Consider the following 14,847-nt stretch of genomic DNA (forward strand, 5'->3'; position numbering starts at 1 on the left):
CCGCTCGCCCATGCGACGGCCGAGGGCTCACCCTGTGGCCCATGGCGACCTGTGAAGTATGCGGCAATGACTACGGAATGTCCTTCGAGGTGCACGCCCAGGGAGCGGTGCACGTCTTCGACTGCTTCTCCTGCGCGATCCATCGCATGGCACCCCAGTGCGAGCAGTGCCGGGTGCCGATCATCGGCCAGGGGGTCGAGGCCGAGGGCCACTGGTACTGCGGCGGGCACTGCGCCCGGGCGGACGGCAGGGCGGGGATCGTCGACAAGGTCTGACGCGCCGGCCACCCGGCGCCACCCCACGCGATGACACCCCGCGCCCGAGATGTACGGTCGTGGGGTGTACCGCTTCCTGTTGTCCCGGCAGTGGGTGATCCTCACCCTGATCGCCCTCGTCCTGATCCCCGTCATGATCAGGCTGGGCATCTGGCAGAAGCACCGCTACGAGATGCGCACCGCCCGCAACGACCTGGTCTCCGCCGCGCTGCACGCCAAGCCGGTACCCGTGGAGCGGCTGACGTCGCCCGGACACACGGTGACCAGCGCCGAGAAGTACCGCACCGTCACCGCGACGGGCACCTTCGACACCGCCCACCAGGTCGTCGTCCGGCGCCGCACCAACTCCGACGGCGAGGTCGGCTACCACGTCCTGACCCCGCTCGACCTCACCGACGGCAAAGTGCTGCTGGTCAACCGCGGCTGGATCCCGGCGGACGCGGCGCAGACCACCTTTCCCGAGATCCCCGCGCCGCCCGCCGGCAAGGTCACCATCGAGGGACGGCTGAAGGCCGACGAGACGACCGCGGCGAGCGGCATCAAGGAGATCAAGGGCCTGCCCGCCCGGCAGATCATGCTGATCAACAGCGAGGAGCAGGCGCGTCGTCTCGGCGCCACGGTCCTCGGCGGCTACGTCGAGCAGACGGCGCCGAAGGCGAAGGGCGGCAGTCCCGAGCAGATCTCCGACCCCGGCCGCGAGGACGCCCCGCTGAACTACGCGTACATGATCCAGTGGTGGCTGTTCGCCGCCGCCGTGCCGGTGGGCTGGTGGGTCCTGGTCCGCCGCGAGGGCCGCGAGCGGGCGGAGGCCGCTGCCGGGGCGAAGTCCGAGACGGAACCGAGCACCGTCTGAACCGCGCGCCCCGCGCCGCCCGGCCGTCACTTTCGCGGCGCCGGCCCTGATTGCCCGGCGGCCGGCCGGGCATCCGCACCTGCGTGCACCCCCGCATCGAGGACTACGCCTTGATCGGCGACGAACAGACCGCCGCCCTGGTCGGCCGGGACGGCTCCGTGGACTGGCTGTGCCTGCCCCGGTTCGACTCCGCGGCCTGCTTCGCCCGGCTGCTCGGCGAGGAGGACAACGGCCACTGGCGCATCGCGCCCCGGCAGGCACCGGGCCACTGCACCCGCCGCGCCTACCGCCCGGACACCCTCGTGCTGGACACCGAGTGGGAGACCGACCAGGGCGCGATCCGGGTCACCGACCTGATGCCGCAACGCGACCGCGCACCCGATCTGGTGCGCGTCGTGGAGGGCCTGCGCGGCCGTGTCACCGTGCGCAGCACCCTGCGCCTCCGCTTCGACTACGGCTCGATCGTCCCCTGGATGCGCGGATCCGGCGGGCAGCGGGTGGCCGTCGCCGGCCCGGACGCGGTCTGGCTGCGCAGCGAGCCCGCGGTCGAGACCTGGGGCGAGGACCGCGCCACGCACTCGGAGTTCACGGTGGAGGAGGGGGAGAAGGTCGCTTTCGTCCTCACCTGGCATCCCTCGCACGAACCGCGCCCCCCGCTCGTCGACCCCTACGACGCGCTCGCCACGAGCGTCCGCGACTGGCGGGAGTGGGCGGGGCGCTGCCGCTACGAGGGCCCGTACCGCGACGCCGTCGTCCGGTCCCTGATCACGCTCAAGGCCCTCACCTACCGGCCGACCGGCGGCATCGTCGCCGCGGCCACCACCTCGCTCCCCGAGGAGCCGGGCGGCGTCCGCAACTGGGACTACCGCTACTGCTGGCTGCGCGACTCCACCCTGACCCTGAACGTGGGCCTGTCGGCGGGCTACCGGGAGGAGGCCGAGGCCTGGCGGAACTGGCTGCTGCGCGCGGTCGCGGGCGACCCGGCCGACCTGCAGATCATGTACGGCCTGGCGGGCGAGCGGCGGCTGCCGGAGCTCGAGCTGCCCTGGCTGTCCGGCTTCGCCGGATCGCGGCCGGTGCGCACCGGGAACGAGGCCGTCGACCAGCTCCAGCTGGACGTGTACGGCGAGGTGATGGACTCCCTCTACCTGGCCCGGCGCGCGGGCCTGCCCGCCAAGCCGCACATGTGGGACATCCAGGCCTCCCTGATGGAGTGGCTGCGGGAGCAGTGGCGGCAGCCCGACGAGGGGCTGTGGGAGGTGCGCGGCGGCCGCCGCCACTTCGTCCACTCCAAGGTCATGGTGTGGGTGGCCGCCGACCGCGCGGTCCGCACCCTGGAGGAGAACCCGGAGCTGTGCGGCGACCTCGACGGCTGGCGCGCGCTGCGCGAGGAGGTGCACCGCGAGGTGTGCGAGAAGGGCTTCGACCCGGAGCGCAGGACCTTCACGCAGTCCTACGGCTCGCGGGAGCTGGACGCCGCGGTCCTGCTCATCCCCCGCGTCGGCTTTCTGCCGCCCGACGACCCGCGCGTGCTCGGCACCATCGACGCGGTCCGCGAGGAACTGGGCCAAGGGGGCTTCCTGCGCCGCTACAGCTCGGACGGGACGACGGTCGACGGGCTGCCCGGCAGCGAGGGCACCTTCCTGGTGTGCTCGTTCTGGCTCGCGGAGGCCCTGCACCTGACGGGCCGCGGCAAGGAGGCACGGGAGCTGTTCGAACGGCTGGTGGGCCTCACCAACGACGTGGGCCTGCTGTCCGAGGAGTACGACCCCGTGGAGAACCGGCAGCTCGGGAACTTCCCCCAGGCCTTCAGCCACGTCGGCCTGGTGAACACCGCCCTCGCCCTGTTCGGGGACCGGAGGGCAGGATAGGGGCCATGGATCTTGGACTGAAGGACCGGGTGTACGTCGTCACCGGGGCCACCCGCGGCCTCGGCAACGCCGCGGCGCGCGAGCTCGTCGCGGACGGCGCGAAGGTGGTCGTCACGGGACGGGACGAGCAGCGGACCGCGGACGCCGCGGCCGAACTGGGGCCGAACGCGGCCGGAGTCGCCGTCGACAACGCCGACCCGGACGCGCCGGGGCGGCTCATCGAGACCGCGCGGCAGCGGTTCGGCGGCTTCGACGGCATCCTCATCAGCGTCGGCGGGCCGGCGGCCGGGTTCGTGGCGGACAACACCGACGAGCAGTGGCGTACAGCGTTCGAGTCGGTGTTCCTGGGCGCGGTCCGGCTCGCGCGGGCGGCGGCCGCGGAGCTCGAGGCCGGGGGCGTGATCGGGTTCGTGCTGTCGGGGTCGGTGCACGAGCCGATCCCGGCGCTGACCATCTCCAACGGGCTGCGGCCGGGGCTGGCCGGCTTCGCCAAGTCGATCGCGGACGAGCTGGGGCCGCGCGGCATCCGGGTGGTCGGCCTGCTGCCGGCCCGTATCGACACGGATCGCGTGCGCGAGCTGGACGGGATGTCCGCCGACCCGGAGGCGACGCGCGCCGCGAACGAGTCCCGTATCCCGCTGCGCCGTTACGGCACGCCGGACGAGTTCGGGCGCACGGCGGCGTTCCTGCTGTCCCCGGCCGCCTCCTATCTGACCGGGATCATGGTTCCGGTCGACGGCGGGATGCGCCACGGCTTCTGACCTTAAGCTGACGGCCGGCGCTCAACCGACCCTCTCCGCCCGGTGCTTGACGGCCGTCATCCGCACCTCCGCGGGGAGGGCCGCGAGGCCGGCCGAGTCGCGTGCGTGCGTCAGCGCCTCGGTGGTCAGGTGGTACAGGGCCGTCCCCGGGTCCACGTGCGGCTCCAGCTCGAGGCGCAGCCGCGACTCGGGGGCGGTCCGGCTGCCGGTCAGCCGGGCCCCGGCGTGCGCCACGCCGTCCAGCCGGCCCGCCTCGCCCGCCAGTACGCCCTCCAGGGCCCGGCCCCGCAGCAGCGCGCCCTCGCCGTCGCCGGTGTCGACCAGGACCTCGGTGAGCCGGCGCCGGCGCAGGACCGCGGCCAGCCACCACAGGGCCGTCAGGACCAGCACGGCCAGCGCGGCGATGACGGTCGGCCACCACCAGCCGGCGTCCCGCCAGTGGGTGCGTTCGGCGTCGCTGAGCAGGACGTCGTGCCGGCCGTCGTGGATCCACCAGGAGGGCGGCCGCACCCCGAGCCCCACGGCCAGGACGGCGCCGCCCAGCACCAGCAGCACCAGCCCGACGACTCCGATCAGCACACGGTTGACGGTCCTGAGCACCGCACTCACCCCTTCCGTCCGGGCCGCCGCACACGCACCGTCAGCGCGGGCGGCCGGGCGAGTCCCATGCCCCCGACCGCCTCGCCGAGCGTGGCGTCCAGATCCGCGCGCACGTCGTCCAGTTCGCGGAAGTGCGAGAGCGCGAAGACCTCGGCGCGCCCGCGGCGCACACGCACCCGTGCCGTCTGCACGCCGGCCACCTCCATGGCGCGGTCGCGCAGCACCAGGGCAGCCGCCTCGCGGTGCAGTCCGGCGCGTACGTCGGCCTGCGGGCGCCGCATCGGCAGGACGGCGCGCAGGCCCGGCGTGAGGGCGAGCACGACCAGCCAGAGGCCGAGGGCCGCGGCGACACCGGCACCGAGCAGCACCCAGGTGCCGTCGAGGTGGCGCTCGGCGAGCTGCCGGGCGAGTTCGCGGCGCCAGCTCATCGCCGGACGGTGCGCGCGGACGGCGGCGATGTCGTAGAGGAAGAGCCCGGCGACGGCCAGGACGAGGAGGGCGACGATGCCCGCGGGGACGCGGCGCGCGGACCAGAAGCGGCCCTCGTGGACGCCCTCCTCGGCCGGTGGGGGCGGCGGGCCCTGGTCGAGGCCGTCCCCCCGCGCCTTCTCGATGACCGGCAGTCGCTGCGTGGTGCCCTCGGAGCCCTGGGGCTCGCTCATCGCGTCCTCCCCTGTGCCGCGCCGTGCGCCGGGGTCAGGTGCAGCCGATCCACGTGGACGGCGACCTCCGGCACCTCCATGTCCACCAACGCGCGTACCCGCGAAGCGACATGCCGACGCACCCGCGCGCAGCGGGCGCCGATGTCGCAGGGGTAGCCGAGCTCGACATGGACGCGGACGTGCGCGGCGGCGACGGGGGCCGCCCCGCCCGGACCCGGTGCGGAGTGGGGGCGCACCACGACGGTGGCGTACGGGGGCGCCGCGTCCGGGGGCCGGTCGGAGAGCACCTCGCGGGCCGCCTCGGCGGCGATCTTCGCGACCACCCGGTCGGCGATCCGCAGGGCCCCCCGTTCGCCCGGCGCGACGGCGGCCAGGGGTCTGCGCGGCTCGGCGACGCCCTCGCCCACCGAGGTCACCGCCGACGGCCGTCACGCGTGCGGAAGAAGTCGCCGACCTCCAGATCCCCCTCCAGGAACCGGCCGGCGACGAAACCGATGGCGCCCAGCGCGGCCACCAGCAAGAAGGCTCCGAAGCCGCCGAAGTATCCGGCGAAGCCCAGTGCCATGCCGGCGATCATGCCGACCACGGCCATGCTCATCGTGCGCTCCCCTCAGCGGTGCGGTCGCAGGTCTGCCGGCGCGTCACTGGATCCGGGGCTCCGGCTCCTCCTCTTCTTCCTCCGGCAGCTTGACATCACTCACCGCGATGTTGACCTCGACGACCTCGAGGCCGGCCATGCGTTCCACCGCCACGATGACGTTCTCGCGCACCGCGCGGGCGACGTCGGAGATGGAGACGCCGTAGTCGACGACGATCTCCAGGTCCAGCGCCGTCTGCACCTCGCCGACCTCGGCCTTGACGCCGCGCGTCACGGACTTCGAGCTGCCCGGGACCCGGTCGCGCACGGCCCCGAAGGTGCGGCTGAGCCCGCTGCCCAGGGCGTGCACGCCGACCACGTCCCGCGCGGCAAGACCCGCGATCTTCTCGACGACGCCGTCGGCGATCGTCGTCCGTCCCCGGGTGGCCGGGTCCCCGCCGCCGCGGCGGGTGCTCTTGCGCACGGTCGCGGGGGTCTCCGGCACCTCATTCTCTCCTTGGGGGGTCCTCGTCCGGTTCTGCTCCGTCATGTCGGTCATCGCCGTACGTCCCTTCGGTTCGTCCTCCTCGCACCACGGTATGTGGGGTTGCGGTCCCGCGCGCCGGGGATGCGGCAGGCTGGAGCGATGACGGCGGAACGGTGGGCTGTGCGGCATCGGCCGGCTCCGGGCAGGCTGCTGCCCCTGGGCGGGCCGCGCGACGGCGCGTGGATCTCGGAGGAGGCGGCCGCGGCGGCTCTGCGCGGTGCGGCCGGGAAGACGCGGGGGGTACGGCTGGACGTCCTGCGCGTCGCCCTGGCCGACCCGGAGGACGTCTGCGATCCGCCGGTGCCGCCTCCGCCGGGCGCGCTGCCGCCCGGACCGCTGCGGGTGACGGCGGAGTTCGCGGCGACGGCCGCCGTGCCGTTGCCGGCGACGGCGGCCCTGGTGCGTACGGCGCTGGCGGCCGCGGCCGGGGAGCGGCTCGGCCTGCGGGTGGCGGAGGTGGACCTGCGGGTCACGGCCCTCCTGGAGGCGGAACCGGACTCCGCCCCGCCGCGGCGGCCCGACCCGCCGCACGCCACCGGGCCCGGACCCGGCGACGAGGGCCGCGTGGCGGCGGCCGCCCTGTCCGTCCCGGGTGTCACCCGCCTGACGGCCTGCCTGGGCCGGGCGGTCCATCTGGAGCAGCGGCACGAGGCCGGCGCCCTGCCCCACCGCCACGCGCGCGTGGAGTTCGCGGTGGACGCGGGCCACCGGGCCTCGGACGTGGCCCGGCAGGTCCGTGCGGCGGTCCACGCGGCGCTGCCGGACCGCCCGACGGTGGCGGTGGTCGTGACCGCCGCCGGATGAGAACGGCCGGCCGCCGGCCGGACGGCCGGGGGCCGCGCCGGGGCCTCCGCCCGGTCCGCTCAGTCGCCGAGTCCGGCCAGGTCCCGCAGGCGGCGGGCCTGGGCCGCCCGCTCCGCGGTGCGCTGCTCGTCGTAGGAACGGCCCCGCGCCCCCCGGACCAGGGCCTTCGTCTCGATCACGGCGTCGCGGGGCGCCGCCAGGATCGCGGAGGCCAGGTCGTGGACGGTGGCGTCGAGCTGGTCGGCCGGGACGGCGAGGTTGGCGAGGCCCGTGCTGACGGCCTCCTCGGCCTGCACGAAGCGTCCGGTCACGCAGATCTCGAGTGCGCGGGCGTAGCCGACCAGGCCGACGAGCGGATGCGTGCCCGTCAGGTCCGGCACCAGCCCGAGGCTGGTCTCGCGCATGGCGAACTGCACGTCGTCGGTGACGACGCGCAGGTCACAGGCGAGGGCGAGCTGGAAGCCCGCTCCGATGGCGTGCCCCTGGACGGCGGCGATGGACACGAGGTCGCTGCGTCGCCACCAGGTGAAGCCCTCCTGGAATCCGGCGATGCTCGCGTCGAGTTCACCGTCGCTGCTGCGCGCGAGGTCGATGAACGTCGGCTCGCCCTGAATTCCCTCGGGCGTGAACATCCGCCGGTCGAGCCCGGCCGAGAAGGACTGGCCCTCGGCGCGCAGCACGACGACACGGACCGACCCCGGCAGGACCCGCCCGGCCTCGGCGAGCGTCCGCCACATGGCGGGGCTCTGCGCGTTGCGCTTGGCCGGATTGGTCAGCGTCACCGTGGCGAGCGCGTCGTCGACGGTGAGCCGTACGCCGTCCTTGTCGAGTACGGGACCTCTGTCCTGGGCGGGCGTGGCCATGGGGCGCCTCCGATGGGTGCGGTCAGCAGAGCAGAGCTAAGTGACTGCACAGTAACCACCCGGCCGATCGTCCGACCGACCGGGTGGCCACCATCGAAGCCGAGGGGCCGCCCGGGGGTCAGCCTGCGGCTTTCTTTCCGCGCGTCGCCCCGCCACGCCCACGAAGCGTGACGCCCGACTCGCTGAGCATCCGGTGTACGAAGCCATACGAGCGGCCGGTTTCCTCGGCCAGCGCCCGAATGCTCGCACCGGAGTCGTACTTCTTCTTCAGGTCTGCCGCGAGCTTGTCGCGCGCGGCGCCGGTCACCCGGCTGCCCTTCTTCAGAGTCTCGGCCACCCGTGCCTCCTCATGGGAAGTGCGCTCTGGTCTCCTCATGATCACCCCTCCGGGGCTCCATGGCCACCCATTCGGCAAGGTCCGTGAGACAGGGATGTGACGACGGGAGCGCGTCCCCACAAGAGGAATCAGGGATTCCACCCGGTGGCGTTCGTACCGCCGAACGGGTTGTTCCGCGAAGCACCAGGTCAGCGACGTACGACGGCCGGACCCTGGTGGATAAAGGGCCCGGCCGCGCATTCGATGTAGGACACACCTCGGTACGAGGAGATCTCACACAGATGGTGGATCACCGATGGGCCGAATGATCCATACGCCGTGGATCACGCTTTCGATCAAGCCAGGGCGACCAGATCCGCGTAGTCCGAACCCCACAGGTCCTCGACCCCGTCCGGAAGCAGAATGATGCGCTCCGGCTGCAGCGCCTCGACGGCGCCCTCGTCGTGGGTGACGAGAACGACCGCTCCCTTGTAGGTGCGCAGGGCGCCGAGGATCTCCTCGCGGCTGGCCGGGTCGAGGTTGTTGGTGGGCTCGTCCAGCAGCAGGACGTTGGCGGCGGAGACCACGAGGGTCGCGAGCGCGAGCCGGGTCTTCTCACCGCCGGAGAGGACCCCGGCGGGCTTGTCGACGTCGTCGCCGGAGAACAGGAACGAGCCGAGCACCTTGCGGACCTCGACGAGGTCCATGTCGGGGGCGGCCGAGCGCATGTTCTCCAAAACCGTGCGGTCGGCGTCCAGCGTCTCGTGCTCCTGCGCGTAGTAGCCGAGCTTGAGGCCGTGGCCGGGGACGACCGCGCCGGTGTCGGGCTGCTCGACACCCGCGAGGAGCCTCAACAGGGTCGTCTTCCCGGCGCCGTTGAGACCGAGGATGACGACGCGGGAGCCCTTGTCGATGGCCAGGTCGACATCGGTGAAGATCTCCAGCGAGCCGTAGGACTTCGACAGGCTCTCGGCCATCAGCGGGGTCTTGCCGCAGGGCGCGGGCTCCGGGAAGCGCAGCTTGGCGACCTTGTCGGACTGCCGCACGGCCTCCAGGCCGGCGAGCAGCTTGTCGGCACGGCGGGCCATGTTCTGCGCGGCGACCGTCTTGGTGGCCTTGGCGCGCATCTTGTCCGCCTGCGAGTGCAGCGCGGCGGCCTTCTTCTCCGCGTTGGCCCGCTCGCGCCTGCGCCGCTTCTCGTCCGCCTCGCGCTGCTGCTGGTAGAGCCTCCAGCCCATGTTGTAGATGTCGATCTGGGCGCGGTTGGCGTCCAGGTAGAACACCTTGTTGACGACCGTCTCGACCAGGTCCACGTCGTGGGAGATCACGATGAAGCCGCCGCGGTAGCTCTTCAGGTAGTCCCGCAGCCAGATGATCGAGTCCGCGTCGAGGTGGTTGGTGGGCTCGTCGAGCAGCAGCGTGTCGGCGTCCGAGAAGAGGATGCGGGCCAGCTCGATACGGCGGCGCTGACCGCCGGAGAGGGTGTGCAGCGGCTGGCCGAGCACCCGGTCGGGCAGGTTGAGCGCGGCGGCGATGGTGGCGGCCTCGGCCTCCGCGGCGTACCCGCCCTTGGTGAGGAACTCCGTCTCCTGGCGCTCGTACTGCCTGAGCGCCTTCTCGCGGGTGTTGCCCTTGCCGTTCGCGATGCGCTCCTCGTTCTCGCGCATCTTGCGGATGAGCACGTCGAGACCGCGCGCGGAGAGGATGCGGTCGCGGGCGAGGACGTCGAGGTCGCCGGTGCGCGGGTCCTGCGGGAGGTAGCCGACCTCACCGGAGCGGGTGATGGTGCCGCCCGCCGGGATGCCCTCCCCGGCCAGGCACTTGGTCAGGGTGGTCTTGCCCGCGCCGTTGCGGCCGACCAGGCCGATGCGGTCGCCCTTGGCGACCCGGAAGGTGGCGGACTCGATGAGGACACGGGCACCGGCGCGCAGCTCGATACCGGAGGCGGAGATCACGGACAGGCTCCAGGGCAGACAGGGTTGGCGGGTGGGCGGCTGAGGGCGTTCCCGCCGTCTAATGCGCGAGGAGAATGGCCATGGGGCCAAGTCTAACGGGGCGGTGCAACCACTTTTTCTTGGTTCGCGTGTTCGGTCGCCCGGGCGTGACGAACGGCACGCCCGGGCGCGCGTGCGCCCCTGCCCGTCAGCCGCCGTTGTGCACCTGGAAGGCGGCGCGGCGCACGGCCTTCGCCAGGGCGGGGTCGGGGTGCGCCGCGGCGAGCGCGACCAGCACCTGCACGGTGCGGGGGTGGCCGACGGCGCGCACCTCCTCCAGCAGCGAGGGCACCGTCGGCTGCACGGCCGACTCCAGGTGCCGTACGAGCATCGGGGCCTCGCCGTGGTCGGCGACGGCGGCGGCGGTGTCGACCCACAGCCAGGTGGCCTCCTCGCGGGTGAGCACCTCGTGGGCGTCCTCGGGGTCGACGCCGTCGTGCTCGGCCAGCCACAGCAGCGCGTACGGCCGCAGCGCGGGCTCGTCGACCACGGCGCTGACGTCGGCCTCGGCGGGGGCGCCGACCACGCGCAGCGCCTCGAAGGCGAGGCCGCGCAGCAGCGCGTCGTCGCCGCGCGCGGCGTCGATGAGCTCGGTGACGGCGCTGCCGACGGGGCGGGCGGCCAGCCAGGCGCGGTACTCGGCGCGGGCGGCGTTCGGGCGCAGCTGGGCGCAGCCGCGCAGCATGTCCTCGGCCGCCTGCTCGATGTTCCCGGCCGGGCTCTGCGCGGCGACGCAGATCTGCTCCAGCTTGACCCAGACCGCCCAGCTGCCGAGCGGGGTGAGGGTGGCGTGCGCCTCGTCGTAGGTCAGCGCGCCCACGGCGGCGAGGGCGCACAGGGCCCAGTCGAGGAGCGGGGCCAGCGGGGTGTCGTCGGGCTCCGGCCGCGCGGCGGGCTCCGGCTGCGGGCCGTAGGGGATCTCGCAACGCGCCGTGCGCAGTTCCGTGACCCGCTGCTCCAGGAGGTCGAGCAGCTGGTCGACCGGGACGGGCCCGGCGGACAGCTGGAGGAAGGAGAGCACCTGCGGCATGGCCGAGACGACCTCGGCGACGGCGGCGGGCCCGTGGTCGGCGGGCTCGGGGTGGGCCAGCGACCAGGCGTCGAAGAGGGCGACCCAGCCGCGCAGCACGGCGCTGTCGTCGCGGTTCCAGGCGCGCAGCCGCCAGCCGGGGCGGGCGCTGTCGCCGTGCACCTCGATGAGGCCGGCGAGGCGGGCGGTGTCCCAGTCGGCGCGGATCTGGGCCACGCTCAGGCCCAGTTCCGCCGCGGCGCGTTCGGCGGTCCGGTCGGAGAGGGTCGCCTTGCCGTCCGCTGTCGCGCCGTCGCCGCCCGGGCCGAGCGCGGCGTCGGCCCAGCGGGCGACGCGGGCCGCGGCGGCCAGACCGGAGCGCGCCATTCTGGCCAGCTCCGCGGGCGCCGGTGTGCCCTCCGGGGGGCGCGGCGCGGGGCGCCGTGGGCGCCGCTGGTTCACGGCTGAGGGGGCGGCGGCCAGGGGTCGCGGGCGGACGAGTCGGAGCCTGGAGTCGCGCGGGATACGGGACGTCACGGGTGCAGTCTTCCGGTTGACGGTCGGAAAACCCAAACGGAATGTCACGGGCGGCGACGGGGCTGGCCAACGCATGGGGTCCGGCGGGCGGCTCGGCGCCGGGAACAGGCCACTGGCAGGGCCGCAAACGGAACGGCGCCGGCCGTACCGGTGCGCGCGGCCGGGCCCCGCGGGCGGGGCCCGGCCGCGGGTCACATGAGCGGGGTGAGGAAGCGGCGCAGCGCCTCCTCGTAGCCCTGCGGGTCGGCGTTCCACATCGCGCCGTGCGGGGCCCGCGCGACGGTGTGCAGGGCGATCAGGCCGGGGCGGGCGTTCGCGAGCCTGCGGGAGTGCTCCCAGGGCGCGAGGGTGTCGTCCGGGCCGTGGAAGACCAGCGCCGGCACCCTCAGCCGCGCCGCCTCGGCGGTGCGGTCGCGCTCCAGGCCGGTGCGCCCCTGGGCGGCCCGTACGGCGAGCGGCAGCAGGGCGCCCGGTGTGCGGCGCGCCGACGCGAGGGCGCGCAGCGTGGCCGGCCAGCTGAGCACCGGGGAGTCGAGGACGAGCCCCGAGATCCGCTCGCGCAGCGCGGAGCGCACGGCGGCGCGCAGCGCCATGGTGGCGCCGGTGGACCAGCCGTGCAGCACGACCTGCCGGGCGCCGTTGTCGACGGCGTGCCGGATCGCCGCGTCCACGTCGCGCCACTCCGTGTCGCCCAGATGGCTGAGGCCGTCCGGGGAGCGGGGGGCGCCGCGGTCGCCCCGGTAGGCGAGGTCGAGCACCGGGAAGCGCTGGCGGCTGAGGAACTCCATGACGTTCATGGGGTGTTCGCGGGTGGTGCCGAGGCCGTGCACCGTGATGACCCAGGTGTCGCGGGCGCCGGGCAGCAACCAGGCGGGCAGGGGGCCGAGTTCCCCGGCGATGTCGACGTCGCGGTGGTCGAGGCCGAGGGCGGACCGCGGGTCGCCGACGTGCACGGCCGGTGTCAGCCACACCTTGTCCCCCGGCCTCAGCGTCCCCCGGGTGACCCGCTCCAGGCGGCGCACGACGGAGTCGGCGGAGTGCGTGGCGGTGTCGAGCACCGGGCCGACGACCGCGTGCGCGCCGTCGCCGACGAGCCCGTAGACGCCCGGGCGCAGGGCCGCCAGGTGACGGGTGAGGGCGATCTGGCCGGCCGCCGTGGCGTGCACGGTGAGCCGTGGCTCGGTGGGCAGCGGTCCGCCCGGGGGCGCCTTGAGCGCCGCGTCGCTCGCGAACCGGCCGGCCGCCACGCTCGCCGCGCCGGCCGCCAGGGCTACGGTGACGGCCGCGGCCGTCGCTCTGACTGTGCGCACCCGTCCAGTGTCCCGGCGGACCGGGGGACCGGCCAGCGGGAGGAGGGCGTGGGGTGACGCGGGGTGCCGGCGGTTCTGTGGTCTGCTCATCCCCTCGCGGGTACCCCGCGCGGTCACCCGCGTTGCCCGTAGCCCCGCAGTTTCTCCGCCACCTCCGCCAGCTGTCCGCCGGACAGCAGCGACGGCGACATGCCGGGCACGGACGACGCCGTCAGCCACAGCCGGCACATCCACTCCAGCTGCGCGGTGCGGTCGTAGGCCCGGTCCAGGGTGGCGCCGTGGGTGAGGGTGCCGTGGTTCTGCAGCAGGCAGCCGGTGCGGCCGTCGAGGGCGCGGAGCATGTTCTCGGCCAACTCCTCGCTGCCGTACGTCGCATAGGGGGCGACCCGGACCGGGCCGCCGAGGGCGGCCGTCATGTAGTGGATCACCGGGAGCTCGGGGACGAGCGTGGAGACGGCCGTGGCGTGCACGGCGTGCGTGTGGACGACGGCGCGGGCGTCGGTGGTGCGGAAGACGGCGAGGTGCATGGGCAGTTCGCTGGTCGGGACGAGCGTGCCGAGCACCTGGCGGCCGTCGAGCCCGACGCCGGTCACGTCGTCGGGCGTGAGCCGGTCGTAGGGCACGCCCGACGGCGTGACCAGCACGGTGTCGCCGACCCGCACCGAGACGTTGCCCGAGGTGCCGACGACCAGTCCGTCGGACACGGTGCGGCGGGCCGTGGCGACGAGGTCCGCCCAGGCCTGCGCCTCCTCGGCGAGCACGTCCCTCCGGCCCGTCCGGGACCCGTCAGGTCCGTCATCCCGGGCTCCCCGCCGATCCCTGTGGTCCTGCCGCTGCTCAGCCATGCCGCGATCCTGCCAGGCACACCCCCGACACGCCGCAGGACCGGGGGCACTTTAGGACGGGAGCCGAACCTCCGAAAGATCACATATGAGGACAAATCACTCTCTCGCCCGGTTCGGCCGGAGATCAGCGGCCAAGCAGTGGTCTCCCGGCAGTCTCCCCTCGACGCGCCGTGCGCGCCGCCGTTCCGGAGGGAACACGACCCGTGATCGCACACCGCTCCGCCGCGCCCGCGCCGTCACCGTCTGCGTGGCGGCGCTGACCGTCGGCACCGCCCTGGCCGGGCTTCCGGCCTCGGCCGCGGGCCTGCCGAAGGGGCACGACGTCTCCTCGCACCAGAAGAACGTCGACTGGTCGCGGGCGAGGGCCCGGGGCGCCAGGTTCGTCTACGTCAAGGCGACCGAGTCCACCACCTACCGCAACCCGTACTTCACCCGGCAGTACAACGGCGCCCGGCACGCCGGCATCATCCGCGGGGCGTACCACTTCGCGCTGCCGGACAGGTCGTCCGGCAGGGCCCAGGCGGCGTACTTCGTCCGCCACGGGGGCCGGTGGCGCGCGGACGGCCGGACCCTGCCCCCGGCCCTCGACATCGAATACAACCCCTACAGCTCCAGGCACCGGTGCTACGGCCTGAGCAAGGCGGGCATGGTCCGCTGGATCCGCTCCTTCAGCGACGAGGTGAAGCGGCGCACCGGGCGCCGGCCGGTGATCTACACGACCGCCCGCTGGTGGAACACGTGCACCGGCCGCAGCCGCGCGTTCGCCCATGACCACGCGCTGTGGCTGGCAGGACGCCGCCCGTCGGGGCCGGGAGCACTGCCCGCCGGCTGGAAGTACTGGACCTTCTGGCAGTACGGCAGCAAGGGCGGCCTGCCGGGTGACGAGGATCTCTTCAACGGCTCCCGGGCCCAGCTGAAGAGGTTCGCCCGGGGCCACTAGCCGAGCGGCGCCCGGGGATCCGGGGGCCGCCGGACCGAGGCGGAACGGCGGCCCCCTCATCAGGTCACCTCGAAGCCCTGCTC

Annotated in this window: 17 protein-coding genes; 6 read left to right on the forward strand and 11 right to left on the reverse strand. The window is 74.1% G+C overall.

Features of this window, described 5'->3' with window-relative positions; translation table 11 throughout:
- The first annotated feature begins 41 nt into the window (after positions 1-41).
- The 4 genes from ACJ9NR_RS09265 (at position 42) to ACJ9NR_RS09280 (ending at position 3,760) form a co-directional block, all read left to right on the forward strand.
- Entirely contained in the window at positions 42-275 is a 234-nt protein-coding gene (locus tag ACJ9NR_RS09265) for a hypothetical protein (protein WP_412491762.1), read from the forward strand.
- Between the two features lie 64 nt (positions 276-339).
- Positions 340-1,128, forward strand: a complete 789-nt coding sequence (locus ACJ9NR_RS09270; protein WP_412491763.1) for an SURF1 family cytochrome oxidase biogenesis protein — start codon at positions 340-342, stop codon at positions 1,126-1,128.
- 83 nt (positions 1,129-1,211) lie between these two features.
- Positions 1,212-2,999, forward strand: coding sequence for a glycoside hydrolase family 15 protein (locus ACJ9NR_RS09275; RefSeq protein WP_412491764.1), 1,788 nt, complete (start codon positions 1,212-1,214; stop codon positions 2,997-2,999).
- Between the two features lie 5 nt (positions 3,000-3,004).
- Positions 3,005-3,760 carry an SDR family oxidoreductase gene (locus ACJ9NR_RS09280; protein ID WP_412491765.1) on the forward strand — a complete coding sequence of 252 codons (756 nt, stop codon included), beginning with the start codon at positions 3,005-3,007 and terminating at the stop codon, positions 3,758-3,760.
- Positions 3,761-3,781: 21 nt separating this feature from the next.
- On the opposite strand, the gene amaP is transcribed toward ACJ9NR_RS09280, so the two are convergent.
- Genes amaP through ACJ9NR_RS09305 form a run of 5 tightly spaced genes read right to left on the reverse strand, consistent with a single transcriptional unit; the run spans position 3,782 to position 6,158 of the window.
- Positions 3,782-4,369 (reverse strand): alkaline shock response membrane anchor protein AmaP, encoded by a 588-nt coding sequence (gene amaP, locus ACJ9NR_RS09285; RefSeq protein ID WP_412491766.1) that lies wholly within the window; start codon positions 4,367-4,369, stop codon positions 3,782-3,784.
- A complete protein-coding gene (locus ACJ9NR_RS09290) occupies positions 4,366-5,022 on the reverse strand; it encodes a DUF6286 domain-containing protein (RefSeq protein ID WP_412491767.1) in 657 nt (218 codons plus the stop codon). Before ACJ9NR_RS09290 ends, amaP begins: the two co-directional genes overlap by 4 nt.
- Positions 5,019-5,438: an Asp23/Gls24 family envelope stress response protein gene (locus ACJ9NR_RS09295; RefSeq protein WP_412491768.1), complete on the reverse strand. Its 420-nt coding sequence runs from the start codon at positions 5,436-5,438 to the stop codon at positions 5,019-5,021. The genes ACJ9NR_RS09290 and ACJ9NR_RS09295 overlap by 4 nt, the downstream gene beginning before the upstream one ends.
- Positions 5,435-5,620: a hypothetical protein gene (locus ACJ9NR_RS09300; protein ID WP_412491769.1), complete on the reverse strand. Its 186-nt coding sequence runs from the start codon at positions 5,618-5,620 to the stop codon at positions 5,435-5,437. The genes ACJ9NR_RS09295 and ACJ9NR_RS09300 overlap by 4 nt, the downstream gene beginning before the upstream one ends.
- 43 nt (positions 5,621-5,663) lie before the next feature.
- Complete coding sequence (locus ACJ9NR_RS09305; protein ID WP_412491770.1) at positions 5,664-6,158, reverse strand: Asp23/Gls24 family envelope stress response protein; 495 nt, start codon at positions 6,156-6,158, stop codon at positions 5,664-5,666.
- Positions 6,159-6,245: 87 nt separating this feature from the next.
- Here ACJ9NR_RS09305 and ACJ9NR_RS09310 point away from each other — a divergent pair, with 87 nt between their 5' ends.
- Positions 6,246-6,950, forward strand: coding sequence for a nucleopolyhedrovirus P10 family protein (locus tag ACJ9NR_RS09310; protein ID WP_412491771.1), 705 nt, complete (start codon positions 6,246-6,248; stop codon positions 6,948-6,950).
- Positions 6,951-7,009: 59 nt separating this feature from the next.
- Here ACJ9NR_RS09310 and ACJ9NR_RS09315 read toward each other — a convergent pair whose 3' ends face one another.
- From ACJ9NR_RS09315 to ACJ9NR_RS09340, 6 genes are all read right to left on the reverse strand, one after another.
- A complete protein-coding gene (locus tag ACJ9NR_RS09315; RefSeq protein WP_412491772.1) occupies positions 7,010-7,813 on the reverse strand; it encodes an enoyl-CoA hydratase/isomerase family protein in 804 nt (267 codons plus the stop codon).
- Between the two features lie 118 nt (positions 7,814-7,931).
- Positions 7,932-8,150 (reverse strand): helix-turn-helix domain-containing protein, encoded by a 219-nt coding sequence (locus ACJ9NR_RS09320; RefSeq protein ID WP_019758351.1) that lies wholly within the window; start codon positions 8,148-8,150, stop codon positions 7,932-7,934.
- A gap of 335 nt (positions 8,151-8,485) precedes the next feature.
- Entirely contained in the window at positions 8,486-10,084 is a 1,599-nt protein-coding gene (gene abc-f / locus ACJ9NR_RS09325; protein ID WP_412491773.1) for a ribosomal protection-like ABC-F family protein, read from the reverse strand.
- Between the two features lie 187 nt (positions 10,085-10,271).
- Positions 10,272-11,669 carry a hypothetical protein gene (locus ACJ9NR_RS09330; protein ID WP_412491774.1) on the reverse strand — a complete coding sequence of 466 codons (1,398 nt, stop codon included), beginning with the start codon at positions 11,667-11,669 and terminating at the stop codon, positions 10,272-10,274.
- Positions 11,670-11,860: 191 nt separating this feature from the next.
- Positions 11,861-12,979, reverse strand: coding sequence for an alpha/beta hydrolase (locus tag ACJ9NR_RS09335; protein ID WP_412491775.1), 1,119 nt, complete (start codon positions 12,977-12,979; stop codon positions 11,861-11,863).
- A gap of 113 nt (positions 12,980-13,092) precedes the next feature.
- Positions 13,093-13,824, reverse strand: a complete 732-nt coding sequence (locus ACJ9NR_RS09340; RefSeq protein WP_412491776.1) for a class II aldolase/adducin family protein — start codon at positions 13,822-13,824, stop codon at positions 13,093-13,095.
- Positions 13,825-14,071: 247 nt separating this feature from the next.
- On the opposite strand from ACJ9NR_RS09340, the gene ACJ9NR_RS09345 reads away from it, so the two are divergent.
- On the forward strand, positions 14,072-14,764 hold the full coding sequence (locus ACJ9NR_RS09345) for a lysozyme (RefSeq protein WP_412491777.1): 693 nt from the start codon (positions 14,072-14,074) through the stop codon (positions 14,762-14,764).
- The last annotated feature ends 83 nt before the right edge of the window (positions 14,765-14,847 follow it).

This window comes from Streptomyces sediminimaris, from assembly GCF_047049295.1.
In the GTDB taxonomy this organism is placed as follows: domain Bacteria; phylum Actinomycetota; class Actinomycetes; order Streptomycetales; family Streptomycetaceae; genus Streptomyces; species Streptomyces sediminimaris.

What these genes read in the sequence shown, in the direction of transcription:
- ACJ9NR_RS09265 (WP_412491762.1), top strand. Translation starts at nt 42, where the DNA reads ATGGCGACCTGTGAAGTATGCGGCAATGACTACGGAATGTCCTTCGAG.
- ACJ9NR_RS09280 (WP_412491765.1), top strand. Translation starts at nt 3,005, where the DNA reads ATGGATCTTGGACTGAAGGACCGGGTGTACGTCGTCACCGGGGCCACC.
- ACJ9NR_RS09290 (WP_412491767.1), bottom strand. Translation starts at nt 5,022, where the DNA reads ATGAGCGAGCCCCAGGGCTCCGAGGGCACCACGCAGCGACTGCCGGTC.
- ACJ9NR_RS09300 (WP_412491769.1), bottom strand. Translation starts at nt 5,620, where the DNA reads ATGAGCATGGCCGTGGTCGGCATGATCGCCGGCATGGCACTGGGCTTC.
- ACJ9NR_RS09305 (WP_412491770.1), bottom strand. Translation starts at nt 6,158, where the DNA reads ATGACCGACATGACGGAGCAGAACCGGACGAGGACCCCCCAAGGAGAG.
- ACJ9NR_RS09310 (WP_412491771.1), top strand. Translation starts at nt 6,246, where the DNA reads ATGACGGCGGAACGGTGGGCTGTGCGGCATCGGCCGGCTCCGGGCAGG.
- ACJ9NR_RS09315 (WP_412491772.1), bottom strand. Translation starts at nt 7,813, where the DNA reads ATGGCCACGCCCGCCCAGGACAGAGGTCCCGTACTCGACAAGGACGGC.
- ACJ9NR_RS09340 (WP_412491776.1), bottom strand. Translation starts at nt 13,824, where the DNA reads ATGGCTGAGCAGCGGCAGGACCACAGGGATCGGCGGGGAGCCCGGGAT.